21 protein-coding genes and 1 tRNA gene are annotated in these 21,090 nt (G+C 69.9%); 14 read left to right on the top strand and 8 right to left on the bottom strand.

Annotated elements, in window-relative coordinates:
* Window positions 1-73 precede the first annotated feature (73 nt).
* The 11 genes from J5Y10_RS02480 (at window position 74) to J5Y10_RS02430 (ending at window position 10,586) form a co-directional block, all read left to right on the top strand.
* On the top strand, window positions 74-2,332 hold the full coding sequence (locus tag J5Y10_RS02480) for a TonB-dependent receptor (RefSeq protein WP_209370365.1): 2,259 nt from the start codon (window positions 74-76) through the stop codon (window positions 2,330-2,332).
* A gap of 112 nt (window positions 2,333-2,444) precedes the next feature.
* A complete protein-coding gene (locus J5Y10_RS02475) occupies window positions 2,445-3,128 on the top strand; it encodes a Fe2+-dependent dioxygenase (RefSeq protein WP_209370363.1) in 684 nt (227 codons plus the stop codon).
* A gap of 67 nt (window positions 3,129-3,195) precedes the next feature.
* Window positions 3,196-3,408, top strand: a complete 213-nt coding sequence (locus J5Y10_RS02470) for a hypothetical protein (protein ID WP_209370361.1) — start codon at window positions 3,196-3,198, stop codon at window positions 3,406-3,408.
* Window positions 3,409-3,572: 164 nt separating this feature from the next.
* On the top strand, window positions 3,573-4,052 hold the full coding sequence (gene rpsF / locus J5Y10_RS02465) for a 30S ribosomal protein S6 (RefSeq protein WP_209370359.1): 480 nt from the start codon (window positions 3,573-3,575) through the stop codon (window positions 4,050-4,052).
* Between the two features lie 6 nt (window positions 4,053-4,058).
* Window positions 4,059-4,337, top strand: a complete 279-nt coding sequence (gene rpsR / locus J5Y10_RS02460; protein WP_043830720.1) for a 30S ribosomal protein S18 — start codon at window positions 4,059-4,061, stop codon at window positions 4,335-4,337.
* A 15-nt stretch (window positions 4,338-4,352) separates the two neighbouring features.
* Window positions 4,353-4,919 (top strand): 50S ribosomal protein L9, encoded by a 567-nt coding sequence (gene rplI / locus J5Y10_RS02455; protein ID WP_209370357.1) that lies wholly within the window; start codon window positions 4,353-4,355, stop codon window positions 4,917-4,919.
* Between the two features lie 154 nt (window positions 4,920-5,073).
* Window positions 5,074-6,372, top strand: a complete 1,299-nt coding sequence (locus J5Y10_RS02450; protein ID WP_245214255.1) for an SAM-dependent methyltransferase — start codon at window positions 5,074-5,076, stop codon at window positions 6,370-6,372.
* A gap of 9 nt (window positions 6,373-6,381) precedes the next feature.
* On the top strand, window positions 6,382-7,914 hold the full coding sequence (locus J5Y10_RS02445; RefSeq protein ID WP_209370354.1) for a replicative DNA helicase: 1,533 nt from the start codon (window positions 6,382-6,384) through the stop codon (window positions 7,912-7,914).
* Window positions 7,911-8,993 (top strand): alanine racemase, encoded by a 1,083-nt coding sequence (alr, locus tag J5Y10_RS02440; protein WP_209370352.1) that lies wholly within the window; start codon window positions 7,911-7,913, stop codon window positions 8,991-8,993. Before J5Y10_RS02445 ends, alr begins: the two co-directional genes overlap by 4 nt.
* A gap of 10 nt (window positions 8,994-9,003) precedes the next feature.
* Window positions 9,004-9,810, top strand: coding sequence for an MlaE family ABC transporter permease (locus J5Y10_RS02435; RefSeq protein ID WP_342452816.1), 807 nt, complete (start codon window positions 9,004-9,006; stop codon window positions 9,808-9,810).
* Complete coding sequence (locus J5Y10_RS02430) at window positions 9,807-10,586, top strand: ABC transporter ATP-binding protein (RefSeq protein WP_209370350.1); 780 nt, start codon at window positions 9,807-9,809, stop codon at window positions 10,584-10,586. The genes J5Y10_RS02435 and J5Y10_RS02430 overlap by 4 nt, the downstream gene beginning before the upstream one ends.
* Before the next feature lie 275 nt (window positions 10,587-10,861).
* Here J5Y10_RS02430 and J5Y10_RS02425 read toward each other — a convergent pair whose 3' ends face one another.
* Window positions 10,862-11,827: a pirin family protein gene (locus tag J5Y10_RS02425; protein WP_245214254.1), complete on the bottom strand. Its 966-nt coding sequence runs from the start codon at window positions 11,825-11,827 to the stop codon at window positions 10,862-10,864.
* A 241-nt stretch (window positions 11,828-12,068) separates the two neighbouring features.
* On the opposite strand from J5Y10_RS02425, the gene J5Y10_RS02420 reads away from it, so the two are divergent.
* The gene (locus J5Y10_RS02420) at window positions 12,069-12,272 is read left to right on the top strand and encodes a hypothetical protein (protein ID WP_209370348.1); all 204 of its coding nucleotides are present in this window, start codon (window positions 12,069-12,071) and stop codon (window positions 12,270-12,272) included.
* Window positions 12,273-12,287: 15 nt separating this feature from the next.
* On the opposite strand, the gene J5Y10_RS02415 is transcribed toward J5Y10_RS02420, so the two are convergent.
* The 7 genes from J5Y10_RS02415 to J5Y10_RS02385 form a co-directional block, all read right to left on the bottom strand.
* Entirely contained in the window at window positions 12,288-13,283 is a 996-nt protein-coding gene (locus J5Y10_RS02415; protein ID WP_209370346.1) for a Bug family tripartite tricarboxylate transporter substrate binding protein, read from the bottom strand.
* Window positions 13,283-14,248 carry an MBL fold metallo-hydrolase gene (locus tag J5Y10_RS02410; RefSeq protein ID WP_209370345.1) on the bottom strand — a complete coding sequence of 322 codons (966 nt, stop codon included), beginning with the start codon at window positions 14,246-14,248 and terminating at the stop codon, window positions 13,283-13,285. Before J5Y10_RS02410 ends, J5Y10_RS02415 begins: the two co-directional genes overlap by 1 nt.
* A 22-nt stretch (window positions 14,249-14,270) precedes the next feature.
* On the bottom strand, window positions 14,271-15,284 hold the full coding sequence (locus J5Y10_RS02405; protein ID WP_245214253.1) for a Bug family tripartite tricarboxylate transporter substrate binding protein: 1,014 nt from the start codon (window positions 15,282-15,284) through the stop codon (window positions 14,271-14,273).
* Between the two features lie 135 nt (window positions 15,285-15,419).
* A complete protein-coding gene (locus tag J5Y10_RS02400) occupies window positions 15,420-16,394 on the bottom strand; it encodes a Bug family tripartite tricarboxylate transporter substrate binding protein (protein WP_209370343.1) in 975 nt (324 codons plus the stop codon).
* 90 nt (window positions 16,395-16,484) lie between these two features.
* Window positions 16,485-17,474, bottom strand: coding sequence for a Bug family tripartite tricarboxylate transporter substrate binding protein (locus J5Y10_RS02395; protein ID WP_209370341.1), 990 nt, complete (start codon window positions 17,472-17,474; stop codon window positions 16,485-16,487).
* Between the two features lie 153 nt (window positions 17,475-17,627).
* Window positions 17,628-18,395, bottom strand: coding sequence for a DUF3891 family protein (locus J5Y10_RS02390; protein ID WP_209370339.1), 768 nt, complete (start codon window positions 18,393-18,395; stop codon window positions 17,628-17,630).
* Window positions 18,396-18,565: 170 nt separating this feature from the next.
* Window positions 18,566-18,639: transfer RNA gene (locus tag J5Y10_RS02385), tRNA-Arg, on the bottom strand.
* A gap of 105 nt (window positions 18,640-18,744) precedes the next feature.
* Between J5Y10_RS02385 and J5Y10_RS02380 the strand changes: the two genes are divergently transcribed.
* Window positions 18,745-20,049 (top strand): tyrosine-type recombinase/integrase, encoded by a 1,305-nt coding sequence (locus J5Y10_RS02380; protein ID WP_209370338.1) that lies wholly within the window; start codon window positions 18,745-18,747, stop codon window positions 20,047-20,049.
* A 424-nt stretch (window positions 20,050-20,473) separates the two neighbouring features.
* Entirely contained in the window at window positions 20,474-21,007 is a 534-nt protein-coding gene (locus J5Y10_RS02375) for a hypothetical protein (protein ID WP_209370336.1), read from the top strand.
* Window positions 21,008-21,090 lie beyond the last annotated feature (83 nt).

Here is a 21,090-nt window from a genome sequence, read left to right as displayed (position 1 = left end):
ACGCATTCTTGACCCCCTCCCCGAAATGCAATTAGGAGCGCTTCGCATTATCAGTATGCGAGGGGGTTCCAGTATGAGTAACGTTCCGAGCCGGGTTCGCGGCGTGCCCAACACCGCCCTCGTCGCCGGCCTGAGCCTCGGTGCGGCCATGGCGGGCGGCACGGCCTTCGCCCAGTCCCCCTTCGCCGCAGATGCCCCGGCCGCCCTCGCGGTCCCCGAGGTCGCCGTCTCCGGCGCACGGCCCGTCAACCAGCTCCTGGCGCCCACCGGCAATCCCCGCCTGCCCAACTCCATCCAGGACACGCCGCAGACCATCAACGTGGTGCCGCAGGAGATCCTGCAGCAGCAGACCGTCACCACGCTGGAGCAGGCGCTCCGCAACGTCCCCGGCATCACCTCCACCATCGGCGAGGGCAATGGCGGCGTCTCGGGCGACCAGTTCCGCATCCGCGGCTTCTCCGCCCAGAACGACGTGCTGGTGGACGGCCTGCGCGACTTCGGCTCCTACTCGCGCGACGCCTTCACCTATGAGGACGTGCAGGTGCTGAAGGGCGCCTCCGGCTTCGCCCTCGGCACCAGCTCGATTGGCGGCGGCATCAACGTGAACAGCAAGCTGCCGACGCTGGAGAACCGCTATTCCGGCGTGGCGACCGGCGGCATGGGCCCCTTCGCCCGCGGCACCCTCGACATCAACCAGCGCATCAGCGAGACGATCGCGGCCCGCATCAACGTCATGGGCCAGTCCAGCAGCCTGGTGGGCCGTGATGACATCGACACGCGCCGCTGGGGCGTCGCGCCCTCCATCGCCTTCGGCCTCGGCACGCCCACGACCTTCTCGCTCGAGTACCTGCACTACCGCGACCGGCACACGATCGATGGCGGCATGCCCATCGTCTTCCGCGGCCCGAATGCCATCGGCCGCCCCGCCTCGGAGTACGGCGTGCGACGCGCCAACTTCTACGGCATCGAGAATGATCTGGACAACGTGACGGTGGACCGCATCACCGGACGCCTGTCCCACCGTTTCAGCAACTGGCTGACGATCACCAACGACACGCGCTACACGCATGTCGACCGCTACACGGCGCTGACGGCCGCCACCTGCGGGGGCCAGACCGCGACGGTCACCTACGCCAACTCGTGCTCCGGCGCATTCTTCCGGGGCCTGAACCCCGCCCTTGCCTATGGCGGCGGCAGCAACGCGCCCTACAACCAGGTGAACGAGGGCATCCAGAACCTCACCACGGCCCTGGCCCGCTTCACCACCGGCCCTTTCCGCCACGAGCTGACGGCCGGCGTGGACATCGCGCATGAGACGGTGGACCGCACCGCCTATCCCTATTCGCCCACCCGCCCTGGCGTCTCGCTGCTCACGCCCTTCACGAACAATGACCTGATGCTCGACACGGGCGCGGCGAACAACGTCCGCAACACGGAATCGACGAATCTCGGCCTGTTCCTGAACGAGCGCTTCTACGTGCTGCCGACGCTGTCGCTCTATGGTGGCTTCCGCTGGACGAATTACGACTTCGACTACAAGGCGGGCACGCCGGGCCTCGCGCCCAGCCAGAACGTCAGCGTCCACGACAGCTTCTTCGACCCGCGCGCCGGCGTGATCTGGGAGCCGACGCCGAGCCAGACCTACTACTACTCCTTCTCCACCTCCACGACGCCGCCGGGCACCTTCTTCACGACCTTCCCCGCCGATACCACCACCTTCAACAGCAACTTCGAGCCGACCCGGAACACCAACCACGAGATCGGCGCGAAGATCAGCCTGCTCGACCAGCGGCTGGGCCTGACCGCCGCGCTCTTCCACTCCGAGCGCAACAACGCCCTGGTTCCCTCGGACACCGTCGTCGGCGATTTCGTGGCCACCAATGACCGGCAGCGGATCAAGGGCGTGGAGCTCGGCGTCACAGGCCGGATCACGCCGGAATGGAACGTCCTGGCGAACTATACCTACCTGGACAGCGAGACGACGCGGTCCTCCACCGCTGCCAATGTGGGCCGGCGCGTGCAGTACGTGCCCAAGCACTCCGCCTCCGTCTGGACCACCTACGATATCGGCCGCGACACGCCGTGGAACGTCACCCTCGGCGCGGGCATCGTCTATCGCAGCCAGGTGTTCGTGGACACGGCCAACACCGCCGAGGTCCCCGACAACTTCAGCCTCGACGCGCTGATCCAGCACCCGGTCAACCAGAACCTGACCGTTCGCGTGAACGGCTACAACCTGACCGACCGCACGAACTACGAAGGGCTGTTCAGCAACCGTGCCGTGGTCTCGGCCGGCCGCACGGTGCTCGTCTCCCTCGCCGCCGATTTCTGAGGGCGGGAACAGCGGGGGTGCCGGAAGGCGCCCCCGGACCTGACGGCGGGCGGCGGCGGTGGCACAAGGCCATCCCCGCCGCCCGCATCCTTTTCTGCCCGGAGCGCCCGCGATGCTCGTCCGCATCCCCCAGGTCCTGACGCAAGCCGAGGTCGCCCTCTGCCGCGAGCGCCTGGAGGCCGCCGCCTGGCAGGACGGCCGCGCCACGGCCGGCGAGCAATCCGCCAAGGTGAAGCACAACCTGCAGATCCCCGTGGATTCCCCCGTGGCGAAGGAACTCGGCGAGCTCGTCCTCCACGCACTCGGCCGCAGCCCGCTCTTCGCCACCGCCGCCCTGCCGCTGCGCGTGCTGCCGCCCATGTTCAACCGCTACGACCCCGGCATGACCTTCCATCCCCATGTGGACAACGCCATCCGCGCCGTGCCCGGCACCGGCCAGCGGATCCGCGCCGACATCTCCTCCACCCTCTTCCTGACCGACCCCGACGCCTATGACGGCGGCGAGTTGGTGGTGCAGGACACCTACGGCACGCAGGAGGTGAAGCTCCCGGCCGGCGACATGGTGGTCTACCCCTCTACCTCCCTGCACCACGTGAACCCCGTGACAGCAGGCAGCCGCTGGGGCTCCTTCTTCTGGACCCAGTCCATGGTGAAGGACGATGCCCAGCGCGCCTTCCTTTATGAAATGGACATGGGGATCATCGCCCTTCGCCAGGACCTGCCGGATGACCACCCGGGGGTCCTCGCCATGACCTCCGGCTACCACAACCTCCTCCGCCGCTGGGTGGAGATCTGAGCCGCCCGGCATACCTCGCCGCCCTCATGCGTTGCTCCCTGGTCCCCAGAGGCAAGGGAGAGAGACCATGAGCGAGAGCAAGGACGGGGCGGGCCAGGACAAGGGCCCGGCACCCACGACGGGGGACGGGACCCACACCGCGGGCGGTGCCCCCACCAACAAGGCCCATCTGGACGATGGAGACGGCACCCTGACCGGATCCGTTCCCGCCGGCCTCACCTCCGAGGAGCTGCGGAAGCTGGCGGAGAGCGACAAGACGGACAACAGCGGAACGGGCTGAGGGCCGGAGCGGGCCGCCGCCGAAACGGCTTGCCCCCACCGGCCCGGGCGGCTATACGCCCCCGCCACCCTGCCGGGCGCGAGGCATCGCGCCCGGCTATGCCCTTTTTCCGGCCGTCGCATCCCGCGCCGGCCTCCGGGGCTGAGACATCCGAAGGGATACAGATGCCGCTCTATGAAACCGTGCTGATCGCGCGGAACGACCTGACGCAGGCGCAGGTCGAGGCCATCGCCGACCAGGTCGGCGAGATCGTCGGCGCCGCCGGCGGCGAGATCCGCAAGCGCGAGTACTGGGGCCTTCGCGGCCTCGCGTACAAGATCAAGAAGAACCGCAAGGCCCACTACATGCTGTTGGGCCTCGACTGCCCGGCCGAGGCCGAGAAGGAGACCGCGCGCCAGCTGGGCCTGCACGAGGACGTGCTGCGCCACATGACGCTGCGGATCGAGACGATCGACGACGCCCCCTCCGCCATCCTCGCCAAGCGCGGCGACGACCGCGAGCGTGACCGCGGCTTCCGCGGCCCCCGCCCGGCCGGCCGCTTCAGCTCCGGCCGCGGCCGCGAGCGCGGCGACGACCGCGAGGAGTTCCGCGCCCGCCCCCGCGACGACGCGGACGGCATGGGTGGCATGGGCGGCGAGGAGTAAGCCAAGATGTCCGACACGACCGACCTGACCCCCGCCGCGCGCCGCCCGGCCGTCGGCGCCCGCCGGCCCTTCTATCGCCGCCGCAAGTCCTGCCCCTTCTCCGGCCCGAACGCGCCGAAGATCGACTACAAGGACGTGCGCCTGCTCTCCCGCTTCCTGAGCGAGCGCGGCAAGATCGTGCCGTCCCGCATCACGGCGGTCTCCGCCAAGAAGCAGCGCGAGCTGGCGAATGCCATCAAGCGCGCCCGCTTCCTGGCGCTGCTGCCCTACGTCATCAACGACTGATCCGGGCATAGCACCATGATCAACGTCATCCTGATGCAGCGGGTCGAGAAGCTCGGCCAGATGGGCGACACCGTGAAGGTGAAGCCCGGCTACGCCCGCAACTTCCTCCTCCCCTCCGGCCGCGCCATCCGCGCGACCGAGACGAACCTCAAGAAGTTCGAGGCCGAGCGCGCGCAGCTCGAGGCCCTGAACATCAAGCGGCGCGAGGAGGCCGAGCGCGTGGCCGAGCGGATGGAGGGCCTGCAGGTCGTCCTGATCCGCTCCGCCGGCGAGAGCGGCGCGCTGTACGGCTCCGTCTCCGGCCGCGACATCGCGGACGCGGTGAAGGACGCCGGCCTGACGATCACCCGCGACCAGGTCGTCCTGGAGCAGCCGATCAAGACGCTGGGCCTCACCACCGTCCGCGTCGCGCTGCACCCGGAGGTCTCGATCCCCGTGATCGTGAACGTCGCCCGCTCCCCCGAAGAGGCGGAGAAGCAGGCGCGCGGCGAGGACCTTCGGGCCGAGCAGGAGGCCGAGGAGGCTTCTCTCGAGGCTGAGCTGGCCGCCGAGCTCTCCGAGCTGGGCGCCGCCAGCGAGTAAGCGACTCGCCGCACAAGCGCGAACCGCGAATGGCCGCCTCCACAAGGGGCGGCCATTTGCATATCTGCACCATCACGTGGGCGTGATGGCCATGGCACGTAATTGAAGCGCCGGCCGGAGAGGGACAGCCTTCGTAACTGAAGGAGGCCCAACGTTGCTTCTCGATCCCATCCTCTCCCGCCTTATCCGCCATGGCACCCTGCGGGTCCGCCGCCCGGACGGCACCTTCCGCATCATGGGCGGCACCAGCCCCGGCCCCACCGCCGCCCTCGCCCTCAAGACCCCGGAGATCGCCCGGCGGCTGCTCTGGGACCCCTCCCTCGGCTTCGGCGAGGGCTACATGGACGGCAGCATCGAGCCCATCGAGGGATCGACCATCTACGACGTGCTGGACGTGCTGATCCTGAACCTGGCCGAGGGCGGCACGCACCCCGCCATGCAGGTCGGTCAGGGCCTTCGCCAGGTCGGGCGCCGGCTGCTGGACCTGAACACGGCGGTGCGCAGCAGGCGCAACGTCGCCCACCACTACGACCTGAACGGCACGCTCTACTCCCTGTTCCTCGACGCCGACCGCCAGTACTCCTGCGCCTACTTCCCCACGGGGGAGGAGACGCTGGAGGAGGCGCAGGTGCTGAAGAAGCGCCATCTCGCCTCCAAGCTGCGGCTGGACCGGCCGGACCTGGAGGTGCTGGACATCGGCTGCGGCTGGGGCGGCCTCGCGCTGACCCTGGCCGGGGAATACGGCGCCCGCGTCACCGGCCTCACCCTCTCGGAGGAGCAGCTGGCCGCGGCGCGCGCGCGGGCGGAGGCCGCCGGCCTAGCGGACCGCGTGAAGTTCGAGCTGATGGACTACCGCGCCTGGAACCGCCCGATGGACCGGATCGTCTCCGTCGGCATGTTCGAGCATGTGGGGATCAACCACTACACGCCCTTCTTCCGCACCGTGAAGGACGCGCTGAAGGAGGACGGGGTGGCGCTGATCCATGCCATCGGCCAGACCGGCGGCCCGGCCACCACCAATCCCTGGATCACGAAGTACATCTTCCCCGGCGGCTACTCCCCCGCCGTGTCGGAGGTGATCCCGGCCATCGAGAAGGCCGGCCTCTGGGTCACGGACCTGGAGATCCTGCGCCTGCATTACGCGCTGACGATCCGCCACTGGCGGGAGCGCTTCGCGGCAAACCGCAACGCAATCAAAGCCATCTACGACGAGCGCTTCTGCCGCATGTTCGAGTTCTACCTGGCCTCATCCGAACTCGCCTTCCGGCGCTGGGGCCACATGAACTGGCAGGTGCAGCTGGCGAAGAAGGTGGACGCCCTGCCGCTGACCCGCGACTACATGTTCGAAACCGAACGGGCGGCGGCGGCGCAGGCGGCTTATCCACATGATCCACCGCCATCCACAGGACCCCGGGAGAAGGTCGGGCAGGACGCGGAGCGCGCCGGGGACTAGACTGTCCCCATGAACGCCTTCGACTCCCTCGTCCAGCCCGGGGCCGAGCCGTCCGGCAACGGGCTGCTGGGCCTCTCCCAACGCCTGCCCCCCTCCAACCTGGAGGCGGAGCAGGCCCTGCTGGGCGCGCTCCTGGCCAACAACAAGGCCTATGAGCGGGTATCGGAGTTCCTGGCGGCGGAACACTTCGCCGACCCGATCCACGGCCGCGTCTTCCACGCCATCCAGCGCCGGGTCGAGGCGGGCCAGCTGGCCGACGTGGTCACGCTGCGCGCGGAGTTCGAGCACTCCGGCCTCCTCGACGAGGTCGGCGGCCCCGCCTACCTGACCCAGCTCCTCACGGCCATGGTCGGCATCATCAATGCCGGCGAGTACGGCCGCGTCATCTTCGACTGCTTCCTCCGCCGCCAGCTGGTGGACCTCGGCGAGGTGGTGGTGAACCGTGCCTTCGGGGCGGAACCCGAGCTGGACGGCAGGATGCAGCTGGAGGCGGCCGAGCAGGCCCTCTTCGACCTGGCGACCGATGGCGGCAGCGAAGGCGGCATGGTCTCCTTCGAGAAGGCGCTGACCGCCGCGGTGGAACTGGCCGAGCGCGCCTTCTCCACCCCCGGCGGCGTCTCCGGCCTTTCCACCGGCCTTCGGGACGTGGACAGCAAGCTCGGTGGCCTGCACCCGTCGGACCTGCTGATCCTCGCGGGCCGCCCGGCCATGGGCAAGACGGCGCTGGCCGTGAAGATCGGCTACGGGGCCGCCCAGGCCGTGAGGCGGGAGGCGCTGGAGAAGGACCCGAACGCCGTGCCGCGCGGCGGCGTCGCCATCTTCTCCCTGGAAATGAGCGCCGACCAGCTCGCCACCCGTATCCTGTCGGAACAGTCCCGCGTCTCCGGCGACCGCATCCGCCGCGGCGACATCTCCCAGCGCGACTTCGACAAGTTCGTGGAGGTGAGCCGGGAGCTCTCCTCCATCCCCCTGTTCATTGACGACACCCCGGCCATTACCATCTCCGCCCTGCGCACACGCTGCCGGCGCCTGATGCGGACGAAGGGGCTGAACCTCATCATCGTGGACTACCTCCAGCTGATGCGGCCCGCCGCCGGCTCCCGGCCCGAGAACCGCGTGCAGGAGATCAGCCAGATCACCCAGGGGCTGAAGGCGATCGCCAAGGAGTTGTCGGTGCCGGTGATCGCCCTCTCCCAGCTCTCCCGACAGGTGGAGAGCCGCGAGGACAAGCGGCCTCAGCTGGCCGACCTCCGCGAATCCGGGTCCATCGAGCAGGACGCCGACGTGGTGATGTTCGTCTATCGCGACGAATACTACCTCGCGCAGAAAATGCCGAAGGAACTGAACTTCGACAACAACGAGAAGTACACGGAATCCCTGGACAAGTGGCAGAAGGACATGGAGCAGGCCCATAACAAGGCCGAGCTCATCATCTCCAAGCAGCGCCACGGCCCCACCGGCACCATCCGTCTCTTCTTCGAGGGCGAGTTCACCCGCTTCGGCGACCTCGACCAGACCCACGACCAGGACCAGTATGAGTGAACCCGGGCACGCCTGAATCCGCGGGCGTCCTGACGGTCGATCTCGACGCCATCGCCTCCAACTGGCGCACCCTGCGGGATCTCCACAGGGAGTCCGGCGGGAGGGAGACGGGCGCCGCGGTGAAGGCCGATGCTTACGGCCTTGGTGCCGCGGTGGTGGCCCCGGCCCTGGCGGCCGCGGGCTGCCGCCACTTCTTCGTCGCCCAGCTCGCCGAGGGCATGGCACTCCGCCCGCTGCTCGGCCCCGGGCCGATGATCGCCGTGCTGAACGGGTTCCCGCCGGGTGCGGACGAGAACGCCGCCCTCACCCCCGTCCTGAACAGCCCCGGCGACATCGCCGCCTGGTCCGGCACCGGGCGGGACGCCATCCTGCACCTGGACACGGGCATGGCCCGGCTGGGCCTCACCCCTGCCGAACTGGACGCGCTGGCGGAGGACCCCTCCCCCCTCCGCGGCTTGCAACTTCTCCTCGTCATGACCCACCTGGCCTGCGCGGACGAGCCGGCCCACCCCTTGAATGCCGCCCAGGCCGCCCGCTTCGCCGCCGCCCGCGCCCGCCTTCCCGCCCTGCCCTTCTCCCTGGCCAATTCGGCGGGGATCTTCCTCGGCCGGGACTTCGCCTCGGACCTCGCCCGGCCGGGCTGCGCGGTCTATGGCCTCAACCCCACTCCGGGGCGCCCCAATCCCATGCGCCCCACCGTCCGCCTGGCCGTGCCCGTCCTGCAGGTGCGGGAAATCCCGGCCGGAACCCCCGTCGGCTACGGCGCGGGATGGACCGCCCAACGCCCCTCGCGGATCGCCACCGTTGCCGCGGGCTACGCCGATGGCTATCTCAGGTCCCTCTCCGGCCGGGCGACTGGCCGCCACAACTGGCACGAAGTGCCCCTGGTCGGCCGGATCTCCATGGACCTCTCCACCTTCGACGTGACCGACCACCCCGCCATCGGCCCCGGCTCGATGATCGAGCTGATCGGCCCCGGCAACTCGCCGGACGACGTCGCCGCCCGGGCCGGCACCATCGGCTACGAGGTGCTGACCGCCCTCGGCGCCCGCTATCGCCGCGCCTATAGCGCCGCCTGAACTGGACCGCGTGATCCCCCCTCTTTCCCCGGCCATTGCGCCGCTCGGGCTGGTGGCTGCCCTCGGCCGCTCCACCCTGAACCTGTGCCAGCGCACCGGCGCGGTCACCCTCTTCGCGCTCACGGCGCTGAGTCACCTGCTGCGCCCGCCCTTCCACCCCCGCCTCTTCCTGCGGGCCTTCCTGGAGATCGCCTGGTTCTCCCTGCCCGTGGTGGGGCTGACGGCGGTGTTCACCGGCATGGTGCTGGCGCTGCAGTCCTTCTCCGGCTTCTCCCGCTTCGGTGCGGAAGGGGCCATCGCCAACGTCGTCGTCCTCTCCATCACGCGGGAACTCGGGCCCGTCCTGGCGGGCCTCATGGTCTCCGGCCGCATCGGCGCCGCCTTCGCGGCGGAAATCGGCACCATGCGCGTGACCGACCAGATCGACGCCCTCACCACCCTTTCCACCAACCCGATGAAGTACCTCGTCACCCCCCGCCTGCTGGCCGGGCTGCTGGCCATGCCGCTGCTCGTGCTGGTGGCGGACATCCTCGGCGTGATGGGCGGCTATCTCATCGGCACCCTCAAGCTCGGCTTCTCCGGCCCCGCCTACCTCAAGGCCACGCTGGACTTCCTGCAGTGGATGGACGTGGTCAGCGGCCTGGCGAAGGCGGCGGTCTTCGGCTTCGTCGTGGCGCTGATGGGCACCTGGTGCGGCTACAACTCCCGCGGCGGCGCGCAGGGCGTGGGGGCGGCCACCACCACGGCCGTCGTCTCCTCCTCCATCCTCATCCTCGCCCTCGACTACGTGCTGACCGAGGCGTTCTTCGCCCGATGAGCAACATGCAGACGCCGAAGATCCGCCTGCGCGGCCTGAAGAAGGCGTTCCAGGGTAAGCCCGTGCTGGACGGGGTGGACCTGGACGTCATGCCCGGCCGCTCCATGGTGATCCTCGGCGGCTCCGGCACCGGCAAGTCCGTCACCATCAAGTGCATCCTCGGCCTGATCGAGCCGGATTCCGGCACGATCGAGATCGACGGCCGGAACGTGCTCACCATGTCCCGGCGCGAGCGGGAGGCGGTGCTGGACCGCACCGGCATGCTCTTCCAGAACGGCGCGCTCTTCGACAGCCTGCCGGTCTGGGAGAATGTCTGCTTCAAGCTCCTCGCCCAGGGCCGCATCTCCCGCGAGAAGGCCCGCCAGCGCGCGGTGGAGGCGCTGGTGGATGTCGGCCTCGGCATGGGCGTGGGGGAACTCTACCCCGCCTCCCTCTCCGGCGGCATGCAGAAGCGCGTGGCCCTCGCCCGCGCCATCGTATCCCAGCCCGACATCATCTTCTTCGACGAGCCGACCACCGGCCTGGACCCCATCATGGGCGCGGTGATCGACGGGCTGATCGTGGACTGCGTGAAGCGCCTGGGCGCCACGGCCGTGACCATCACCCACGACATGGCCAGCGCCCGCCGCATCGGCGACGACGCGGCGATGCTGCACAAGGGCCGCATCGTCTGGACCGGCCCGGCCAACACGCTGGGCGAGACGGGCAATCCCCTGGTGGACCAGTTCGCCCGCGGCGAACGCGAAGGGCCGATCGCCATGGAACTTCGGCGGTAAGCGATCCCGCCCGTGGAGAGGGCGCCGCCCTCTCCACACCTCTCCCGCCAGGAGCCCCGGGGCTCCAGGACCTGCATGGGGCTGCCGCGGAACTGGCCTGCGATCGCGTTTCTGCGCGGCGGGCTTAATCCTGCTCTTGCAATCGCCTCGGCTCGACGAGCCGAGGCGCACCGGCAGCCGGGTCAGACCAACTCCCAGAGAAAGATGATGGAGAGGGGTCCGGGAATAGGAAGAATTCCTTCTTCCTCTCCCCGGGACAGACCGGCAGACGAGGATTAGCTCGTCGGCGACCCGCCGGAGGGCGCCTGCACCTGAGCCCGCACCCGCTCCACCGGAAGCGGGATGAACTCCTTGTCGTCCCCCGGCACGGTGCCGAAGCGCCCCTCGCGCCAGTCGTCCTTCGCCTGCTCGATCCGCTCGCGGGAGGAGGAGACGAAGTTCCAGAACAGGAAGCGCGGCCCGTCCATCGCGGCCCCGCCGAGCATGAGCAGCCGCGCGCCCTTCGGCCCCGCCGTGATCGCCAACCCATCGCCGGCGCGGAACACCAGCATCTGCCCGGCCTCGAAGCGGTCGCCGGCGATCTCCACGGCGCCCTCCACCACATAGGCGCCGCGCTCCTCGTGGTCCGGAAGGGGCAGCGACGCGCCGGGCGCCATCACGGCATCCGCGTAGAACAGCTCGGATGAGGTCACCACGGGGGAGCGCGCGCCCCAGCCCGTGCCCGCGACCAGCCGCAGCTGCAGGCCCCGGTCCTTGATGACCGGCAGGGTGGCGGCGGGGTGGTGCGCGAAGCCCGGCGCCACCTCCTCCTGCGCGCGCGGCAGCGCCACCCAGGACTGGATGCCGTAGAGCGGGTTGGGATGGCTGCGGCGCGCCTCCGCCGTGCGCTCGGAATGGGCGATGCCGCGCCCGGCCGTCATCCAGTTCACGTCGCCCGGCCGGATCGCCAAATCGGAGCCCAGGGTGTCCCGGTGCTGGATCTCGCCCTCGAACAGGTAGGTGACGGTGGAGAGGCCGATATGCGGGTGCGGCCGCACGTCCAGCCCCTGGCCGGTCAGGAACTCACCCGGCCCCATCTGATCGAAGAAGATGAAGGGCCCGACCATCTGCCGCTGCTTCGCGGGCAGGGCGCGGCGAACCTCGAAACCGCCGATGTCGTGCACACGGGGCAGGATCACCTGCCCCACCGGTCCCTCGCCGCATTCGGGCATCAGCCCGGTCGGATCGCCGTCCACACTCATCGCCACCCCCTGTCGTCGGCCATATTCTCGCACGGCGCATGGCCCCCGGTCACCTCACAGGCCGCCCCGGCCGGTGCCAGCCTCCTGCGCCAGGCCGTGAGAGGGTCAGCGGCGTGTCGGGGGTAGCCTGGACCGCGTGGCGCGAGCGACGTTCTCCGCAGAGCGCCGGGAACCAAATTGTTCCTATTTTGTTCTCGTTCGGCTAGGATGAAGCTCTCTGCGGCCCTGCAGGAGTCCCTCCGTGCTGAACCTTCGCCCCTCCCCTCCCCAGCCCGTCACCGCCGATCGCGGGCGGGATGAACTGGTCGCCCTCTGGAACGCGGCCGCGCCCGAGGTGCGGACTCTCATGCTGGCCCAGGTCCGGGCCTGGGCGGAGGTGAAGGGCCGGATGCCCCGCATCAACCATCGGGACGTTCCGGCCGACGCCGCCGCCCGGAACGGCTGAACGCACCGCCCCGGATCACTCCGCGCGGATGGCCGCGCCGCGGATCACGTCGCCCCAGCGCTGCCGGTCGGTCGCGATGGTGGCGCGGAAGGCGGCCCCATCCCCGCCCAGCACCTCCATCCCGTTCTCCGTCACGCGGCGGCGGAACTCCGGGTCGGCCGTCACCTTCGCCAGGGCCGCGTCCCAGGCCGCGACCGATGCCGGCGGCATGGCTGCTGGCCCGGCCAGACCGATCCAACTCGTCACCTCGAACCCTGGAAGCGTATCCCGGATCAGCGGCGTCCCCGGGAACAGCGGCGAGGCCGCGGTGCCACCGAAGGCCAGCAGCCGCAGCCCGCCGTCCCGGATCTGCCCGATGAATTCAGGGAAGTTACCGAGCATCATGTCCACCCGGCCCGCCGCGATGTCCACGATGGCGTTGGAGCCGCCGCGATAGGGCACATGTGTCATCTTGATGCCCGCCTGCCGCGCGAAGAGCTCGCCCGCCAAGTGCTGGCTGGTGCCGTTGCCGGTGGAGGCATAGGTCAGCTTCTCCGGGTTCGCCTTCGCGTAGGCGATGAGGTCCGGCACGGAGCGGAACTGCGACTTCGGCGAGACGACGAGCGCGTTCAGCACCCCCGCGACGTTCCCCACGGGCACGAGGTCGCGCTCCATGTTGATCGGCATGGGCTGGCCGGGAAGCTGCGGCAGCACGACGTAGGCGCTCATCGCCACGACGTAGAGGGTGTGCCCGTCCGGCGGCGCCTTGGCCGCCGCCTCCGCCGCGATCAGGCCGGAGGCGCCGGGGCGGTTCTCCACCACGACGTTCTGCCCGAGCGCCGCGCGCAGCGGGTCCGTCACCAGCCGCGCGACGAGGTCCACGGCGCCGCCGGCGGAAAAGCCGACGAGCAGCCGCACGTCGTGGTCGGGGAAGGCCGCCAGGGCCGGCGAGAAGGGGGCCGCGAAGGGCAGGCCGATCGCCGCCGTGCCGCCGAGCAGGGCGCGGCGGCCGAGAGGGGAAGGCTTCTGCATCAGGCGGTCCAATCGGCGGGAATGAAGCGGAAGCCCTCCCCTTCCCACGCGATGTAGCCATTCGCCGGGAAAGGGAAGTGGTAGCCGGTGACGCGCACGCGGTCCGCCGCGCAGCGGTCCAGCACGCGGCGGCGCGTCGTCTCTGCCATCGCGGGATCGAAGTCGAACATCACGTGAAAGCCGGGGCGGCGCGCGAAAAGTTCCGGCCGGTGCGTCACGTCGCCGAGCACGATGAGCTCCCCATCGCCATCCGCCACGTGCCAGGAGGTATGGCCGGGCGTGTGGCCCGGCGTGGTGATGGCACGGATGCCCGGAAGCGCCTCCTGCCCCTCCTCCACCCGCCGCACGCGCCCCTCATACGGCGCCAGGCGGCGCTTCAGGTTGGCGAAGTTCGGCTTCTGCCGCGCGGGGGCGGAGGTCTCGTTGCCGGCGTCGCTCCAGTAGCGCCACTCGGCCTCGGGGATGACGATCTCGGCGTTGGGGAACACCGCTTTCCCGTCGGCGGTGGCCAGCCCGGTAATGTGGTCGCCGTGCACATGCGTCAGCACGACGAGGTCCACCCGCTCCGGCTCGATCCCGGCGGCGCGCAGGTTTGCCAGCGCCGATCCGGCGGTGGGCGCCAGCTGCCCGCCCGTGCCGGCGTCGAACAGCACCGTGCGCCCGCCCGCCTGCAGAGCGGTGAGGGTATAGGGCGTCACGTAGCGGTCGCGCGGCAGAAAGCTCTCCGCCAGCACGTCGCGCACGGTCTCCACCGGCGCGTTCAGCACGAAGTTCTCCAGCGGCAGGGTCGCCGTACCGTCGAAGACCGTGGTGGCGGTGAAGTTGCCCACGCGGAAGCGGTGGAAGCCCGGTCCGGACGATGCGGCCGGTGCCGCCGGTTGCGGCGCGGTGCCCTGCGCCCGCGCGGCGCCCGCGGCCAGGGTGATGGCGGCCAGCGACAGGCCCGCCTGACGGCGCGTGATCATGACCCTTCCTCCCTTTGTTTTTCTAGTCCGGCTTCAGGTCGGCACGGCGCACCACGTCGCCCCAGCGGGCGCGCTCGGCGGTGATGAAGTCGCGGAAGGCCTCCGGCGTCCCGGGCGCGGCCTCCGCCCCTTCGGATTCCAGGCGCGGGCGCAGCTTCTCGCCTTTCAGGATCCGCGCGCACTCCGCATTCAGCCGGTCTACGATCGGGCGCGGTGTATTGGCGGGGGCGACGAGGCCGTACCACTGGTTCGCCTCGAAGCCCGGCACGCCCTGCTCCGCCACGGTCGGGATGTCCGGCGCGCCGGAGAGGCGATGGTCGGAGGAGACGCCGAGCGCGCGCAGCATCCCCGCGCGCACGGGCGGCAGGATGGGCGGGCCGCCGGTGAAGGTCAGGTCGATAGTGCCGCCGATCAGGTCGTTCATCATCGGCGCGGTGCCGCGATAGGGGATGTGCTCCATCTCCACCCCCGTCGCGAGACAGAAGGCCGCCATGGCGATGTGCGCGGCCGATCCGTTGCCGCCGGATCCATAGGTGAGCGAGCGCGGGCGGCGCTTCGCCATTGCCACCAGTTCCGAGATGCCGCCGGACGGCATCTTCCGGGGGTTCACCACCATCACGTTCGGCACCACGGCTGCCAGGGTGATCGGGGCGAAGGACTGCACCGTGTCATAAGAGAGGTTGCGGTAGAGGGAGGGGTTCACGGCCAGCGTGCCGATATGCCCCATCAGCAGCGTGTAGCCATCGGCCGGCGCGTGGGCGACGACTTCCGTGCCGATGGTGCCGCCGGCGCCGCCGCGGTTCTCCACCACGAAGGGCTGGCCGAGCGTGTCCTGCAGTTCCGCCGCGAGCGCCCGGGCGATGATGTCGGTGGAGCCGCCGGGGGTGAAGGGCACCACGATCCGCACCGGCCGGTCCGGCCAGGCGCCCTGCCCAGCGCCTTGGGCACGGGCGATGCGCGGCGCCGCCAGCGGGGCAAGGAGCAGCCCGCCCAGGGCCGCGCGGCGCGAGATGGCCGGCGATCGCATCGCGCTCATGCAGCGTTCCTCCGCCCCGCTCTCGGGCGGGATGGGCGGAGGCTAGGGCCGCTTCCCCGGCACGTCCTATGGCTTTTTACGGCCCCGGTATAAGCGGCCGGAATAGCTCCGCGCCGATTTCCGAACGCCCGGCGGCTATTCCGCCATGATCCCGCGGCTCTGGATGATGGCGCGCCAGGTGCGGGCATCGGCTTCCATCAGTGCCGCGAGCTCCTCGGCCGAGCCGGTCCGCAGCTCCGCGCCCTGGGCCGTCAGGCGGGTCCGAAGCCCCTCGTCGTCCAGCGCGGTGCGGAGGGCGGCGTTCAGCGGGCCGATCAGCCCGTCCGGCGTCGCGGCCGGGGCGTAGAGTCCGTACCAGGTGCTGTAGCGGAAGCCGGGCAGGCCCTGGCTCTCCACCACCGGCAGGGACTGCAGCTCCGGCACGCGGGTCGGGGCCGTCACGCCGAGCGCGCGGATCCTGCCATCCGCCAGGATCGGCATCAGCCCGCCCGCACTCATGAAGCCGGCCTGCACGCGCCCGGTCATCATGTCCGTCAGCAACTGAGAGCCGTCGCGGTAGGGCACGTGGACGCCCTGGATGCCGGCGACCGACTGGAACAGCTCCGCCCCAAGGTGGGAGACGCCGCCCGCGCCGGGGGAGGCGAAGTTGACCTCACCCGGTCGCGCCTTCGCGTAGGCCACGAACTCCCGCACGTCCTTCACAGGCAGCGCGCCGTGGATGAGCATGACGTGCGGGTTGTCACTCATCTGCCCCACCGGCCGCGCCAGGGCCTCCGTGCCCCGCGCGGCGGCGCTGACCATGGAGTTGATCACCACGTTGCCGAGCGCGGCAAGGAACAGCGTGTGCCCGTCCGGCGCGGCGCGGGCCAGGGTGCGGAGCGCCACCACGCCGGTGCCGCCCGTCACGTTCTCCACCACCACGGGCTGGCCGACCACGGTGCCGAGGCGCTGGCCGAGTTCGCGCGCCAGCACGTCCGCCCCGGTGCCCGTCCCGAAGGCCAGCAGCAGGCGGATGGGGCGGGTGGCGGCGAAGGTCTCCGCCGCCCGGGCCCTGTGCGGCAGGGCGGCGGCCAGAAGCGAGCCCCCGAAGATACGGCGGGACAGGATCATGGCGCTTCCACTCCTCCGGCGCGCCTTACGCGGCACGTCCGGAGCAACGGGAGCGCCGGACCCCACTCCCGTCAAGGGTCAGCCGATCCGTCAGCCGTCGGCGGTGATGCCCAGGCGCCGGATCAGCCCGGCCCAGCGCTGGCGCTCGGCCGCCGTCAGCTCCGTGAAGGCCTGCGGGGTGGAGGCAACCACCTCGAACCCCGCCCCTTCCAGCACGCCGCGCACCCGCGGCTCCGCCAGCGCCGTCCGCGTCTCCGCCGCCAGCCGCGCGGCCACGCCCGCGGGGGTGGCGACCGGGGCGACGAGGCCGATCCAGGCATAGCTCGCCGCGTCCGGCACGCCGGCCTCGGCCAGGGTGGGCACGTCAGGCAGCTTCGCCAGGCGCGCATCCGCCGTCACGGCCAGGGCGCGCGCCTTGCCGTCCTGCACCTGCGGGATGATGCCGGCCGCGATCTGGATCATCGCCTGAATGCGCCCGGCGACGAGGTCCACCGTGGCCTCCGGGAAGCCGCGATAGGGCACGTGGACGAGGTCGATCCCCAGCCGCGCCTTCAGCTCCTCCATCGCCAGGTGCCCGGCCGAGCCGGGGCCGACGGAACCGAAGCTCATCACGCCTGGATTGGCCTTCGCATAGGCGACGAAGGAGGCGAGGTTCTGCGCCGGCACGGAAGGGTGCACCACCAGCAGCTGCGCCCCGCGCACGAGCTGGGAGAGGTAGGTGAGGTCCGCCGCCGGATCGTAGGGCAGGCGGGAGTAGAGGGCCGGGGCGGTTACCAGCGGGCCGTTGATGCTCACCCCGATTGTGTGCCCGTCCCGCGCCTTGGCGATCAGATCCGTGCCGAGATTGCCGCCGGCGCCGGAACGGTTGTCCACCACAAAGGGCTGGCCGAAGGCTTCGGACAAATGCGGCACCAGGGCGCGCGCCGCGGTGTCCGGCGTGCCGCCCGGCGGGAAGGGTACGATCACCCGCACGGGGCGGCTGGGCCAGGTCTCCTGCGCGTGCGCGGCAGGCGCCAGGGCCGCCACCGCCGCGCCGGCGAGCAAGGCGCGCCGGGTCGGCGCGGTGCGATCAGGGCTCATCTCGTTCTCCTCCCGCCGGAGGGGCGTCGTTCCCCTTCCGCAGTCGGTCCGGTCATTCCATTTCGGGGCGGATCGCGCCAGGGGGTTCGCGGCGAGGATGCGCTGCCCGTGGCACGGGCGCCGCGCAGGAGATTCAGGCGACCGCCCGGTTCGTCAGGCCGGGACCAGGGTCTCGGCCATCGTGCTCCAGGTCGCTTCGCGCAGGTCGCGGCGCATCGTCTCCTCGTCGGTCCAGCGTGTCCCGGCGGGCAGGCGGATCGTCTCGCAGCGCAGGGTCAGCATGCCCTCGCGGAAGGGCCAGGGGTCCAGCGACCAGCGGGAGGTTCCCTGCCGCACGAGCCTCATCTTGCGAGTGCTGCCATCCTCCATCGGAGCCTCCCCGGCCTTGTCCGGATCAGCGAAGCAGAGGGCGAGGGAGAGGGCGTCGGTCACCGCGACGAGGGCGGAGTTCCGCTTCACCTGATCGGGTGTGGCGCCCAGCTTCGCGATCCAATCCGCCTGGAGCGCCTCCTCCTTGGCGTTGTTGCGGTCGATCGCGGCCTGGTCCTTCGGCGGCAGCTGCTCCGGGTCCATGTACTGCGTGTAGATCCGCGTGCCGTGCAGGGAGATCAGCAGGGCGGGCCAGAGGCCCCAGGCGCCGCGCGCCATCTCCACGCCGCGCGCCCACATGGGGGCGTGGACCGCCGCGCCGAGCCGGGTGAAGGGATGCGGCAGGCCCGTTTCCCGGTCGAGCGTCGGGGCGGTCTCCCAGGTCAGCCAGGCAATGTCGTGCTGCTCGGCCGCGAGGATCACCTCTGGCGCCGGGTCCGGCCGCGCGAAGCCGGAGGCGCCCCAGGCGGCCATCATCTGTCCGGAGAGCAGGGCGTGGGAGGGCTGGGGAATGAGGAGGCGGATGCCGTCCTCCGGGCTTCGCAGGATCATGCGGCATCAACGCGCGAGCGGGGGCTCGGGACATGGTAAGGCCGGCGATGGGGGCCGGATGACCGCCGAGGAAGTGTCTGTCCTCAGGCTTGCGAGGGGAGCAAGTGGCGACGAGCACCACGATCCCGGGACGATGCCTGGGGCGTCTTCCGCTGAAAAGATGAAGAAATTGGCGGACCCGATACGATTCGAACGTACGACCTTTGCCTTCGGAGGGCAAGAACATGGCCCGCCAGGGACCGCCATCGCCCGACAATACACAACTATAGCAGTATTTTGGCAGCTCGTGGCTTCCCTTGCCGCCCCGTGCCAGGGTAGCCATGGGGTAGCCACACCTCCTAGGTGACCCATGCCGAGCTCACGCCTAACCGAGCGTGCCCTCAATTCCCTCAAGCCTGGCGCGACCTTGTGGGACCAGGAGGTTCGCGGTCTCGGTGCACGCCGGCGGGGCAATGACGGTAGGGTGATCTTCGTCTTCAAGTACCGGAGCCCTATCGACCGGGATGTGACGGGCCGGGGCCGCCAACGCTACATCACCATAGGGCCCTGGGGCCGCGGCGACTGGGGCATCGACGACGCACGCAAGGTCGCTACGGCCCATCGTGACGCACTTCGCCTCGGCCGCGATCCAGCTGCAGATCGTGATCACCGCAAAGCCATGCCCACTGTGGCTGAGCTATGTGACGCCTATCTCGCGGCGGTCCCGAATCTGCTCCTCCGCCGGGAAAGGAGGCCGAAGAAGCCAAGCACGATCGCCACTGACAAGAGCCGCATCGCTGCCCACATTAAACCCCTGCTCGGTTCGATGCCTGTGGACGCGATCTCGCAAAGGGACGTGCAGAGGTTCATGCACGGGATCGCGGCAGGTGCCTCGGCGAAGCGAAGCAAGCTCGGCTCTCGTGCCGTTTCGAACGTACGCGGAGGCCGTGGCGCCGCATCCCGCACGATTGGCCTCCTCGGCAGCATCTTCGCCTACGCAGTGGCCGAAGGGCACCGCCCGGACAATCCCGTCCGGGGCGTTACCCGGTATGCCGACGGCAAGCGGGAGAGGCGGCTCTCCGACGAGGAGTACGCTTTGCTGGCGGCCGGCCTTGTCCGCGCACAGGCTGAGGGCGTCAACCCGTTCGGCATAAGTTGCGTTCGGTTCCTCCTGCTCACCGGCTGGAGGCGCGGCGAGGCTACAGAGTTGCGGTGGTCGGAGGTTGACATTCCGGGCCGTACAGCCAGGCTGTCGGATACAAAAACGGGTGCGAGCATGCGGCCACTAGCCCAGCCCGTGGTCGGCCTGCTTCAGGAACAGACCCGGACCGGAGGTCCCTTTGTCTTCCCCGCAAGGAGCGAGAACAAGGCGCTGCAGGGCCTTCCCAGAATGTGGGCTCGCATTCGCGCATTATCCCAACTCGGGGAGGATATCACCTTACATACCCTTCGCCATTCCTTTGCCTCCCTTGCCGCAGACCTGGGTTATGGCGACGCCGCTATTGCAGCCCTCATCGGCCATTCACGGAGCGGAACCACAGCCCGATATACCCACCGCTCGGACCGGGTCTTGCTGAAGGTGGCCGACGAGGTCGCCTTTGCCACGCTCGACAAACTGCAATACCCGCCCGCGGTAGCGGCCCCGCGGATAGAGCGCGGCTTGGAATGCCCCTAACATCGGAGCGCGCGAGCGAGGTCCCGAAGCCGCTTGAACGGCTTGAGGACTCTCCAACCTTACTGTGGAGATGCGAATGCCCCCGAAACCTAAGGCGAGTAACAAAGCGGAGGCTGCATCGGGCTCGCAGGCTCGGAGGAAGCGTCAGCCGCGCGTCACTGACCTGCCTCGGGTCAGTCCCAACCTGCTCAGCCAAGCGCTCTTGCCGATCCGATTTGGGGAAGCAGACATTGCACGAGTGGTCGCGGCGACTCGGTTGCCTCTTGCGACTGGTATAGCCGGCCAAATCGCTAACGAATTGTCCCGTGCGGGCGAACTCTTTGTAAGGGAGGCCGCTCAGTCCGGGCCGTCTCCTCCTCACAAGCGGGCCAAGTGGGCGCGAGACCTGGAGGACGATTGCCGGCGCATCCTGCAGCGGCTTGGCATGGATCCCGATCAAATTGGTGCAGCACCACCTGAAGATCTGGCGGTCTTGCTGGAGTGGCGCGATCGGCGCCCCTGGATTCTTGACCTGCCCCGACCGCGCCCGATGGTCCCCGGGATGTCGAGCAAGGTCTCAGACGCGGGTGAGGTTCTCTTTCAGGCCCTGGAGAGCGAGGAAACCCAGGTACTTGGCGGCGCCGGCTTGCAGCAGCACGTGGAATGGGCATCGTTGACCGGCGGGAACGTGTTGCAGCCGGATCCGGTGATGGCAGTCCTTAGGCGGACAGCGAACGGCCTCGCCTACCTGATCCAGGCAAGCCGCCTTGCGGCGGAGACGTACTCGTCGGCCTCCCGCCCGATACGCGAACTCCCGCCGGATCGCGTGCTCTTCATCAAATTGTGTGCCGCGTTCGAGCGTGCCTTCGGGCGGGATGCTGCCATCGGCAACAACGCGGCAACCGGAGAGCGCGACGGGCCAACCATCCGATTCTGCCATGTGGATCGGCGTGGAATAGGGACCCTGTTGGAGGGGTGATCGGCGTCCAAACGGGACCCCTCTGACGGCGGGGTTCACGGTGGTTCCCGGGATGATCGGGAGCCTGGGTCGGGATGCTGGTC

It is taken from the genome of Roseomonas indoligenes, assembly GCF_017813365.1.
GTDB lineage: Bacteria > Pseudomonadota > Alphaproteobacteria > Acetobacterales > Acetobacteraceae > Roseomonas > Roseomonas indoligenes.
The sequence above is the reverse complement of the archived record's forward strand: the minus strand, read 5'-3'. Positions and strand labels throughout refer to the sequence as shown.